The 255-nt window shown below is 67.8% G+C and carries 1 protein-coding gene; it reads left to right on the top strand.

Annotated features, from left to right (window positions below):
* The coding region (locus ACLFKU_RS44810; protein WP_410853529.1) for a condensation domain-containing protein at window positions 1–255 on the top strand (255 nt) is incomplete at both ends.

Below are 255 nucleotides of genomic sequence, written 5' to 3' on the forward strand. Positions count from 1 at the left end.
GCGCACGCCGTTCGCTCTGGCGCGCGGCCCGCTGATCCGGGGCCGGCTGATCCGGCTGTCGGACGAGGAGCACGTCTTCCTGCTGACCCAGCATCACATTGTCTCGGATGGCTGGTCGCTGGGCGTGTTGGGGCGTGAACTCAGTCAGCTGTACCGGGCGTTTGAGGCTGGACAAGACGATCCGCTGCCGCCGCTTGCGATCCAGTATCCGGACTATGCCGCCTGGCAGCGGCGCTGGCTCTCGGGCGAACGGCT

It is taken from the genome of Paraburkholderia sp. EG304 (assembly GCF_046543485.1).
GTDB lineage: Bacteria > Pseudomonadota > Gammaproteobacteria > Burkholderiales > Burkholderiaceae > Paraburkholderia > Paraburkholderia youngii.